At 42.1% G+C, this 247-nt stretch carries 1 rRNA gene; it reads left to right on the top strand.

Features of this window, described 5'->3' with window-relative positions:
* The first annotated feature begins 127 nt into the window (after nt 1–127).
* Nucleotides 128–245 (top strand): 5S ribosomal RNA (rrf, locus tag CSGHG_RS19355).
* Nucleotides 246–247 lie beyond the last annotated feature (2 nt).

Genomic DNA, 247 nt, shown 5'->3' with positions numbered 1-247 from the left:
AATTAAGTTAATAAAAGCAAGTAGTTCTAGGCAACAAAGAAGTGAGAAACAGAGCTTATGAGTACATAAGTGAGTATCGCAACGACTGAAGTTAACGACGAAATACGCCGCTTATATTAAATTAAAATCTGGTGATGATGGTTTAGAGGGTAACACTCCTTTCCATTCCGAACAGGCAAGTTAAGCCTCTAGACGCCGAGAGTACTGCACGGGAGACTGTGTGGGAGGGTAGGTTGTTGCCAGGTAA

The sequence above is a fragment of the Clostridium senegalense JC122 genome, from assembly GCF_000285575.1.
Classification (GTDB): Bacteria; Bacillota; Clostridia; order Clostridiales; family Clostridiaceae; genus Clostridium_J; species Clostridium_J senegalense.
The sequence above is the reverse complement of the archived record's forward strand: the minus strand, read 5'-3'. Positions and strand labels throughout refer to the sequence as shown.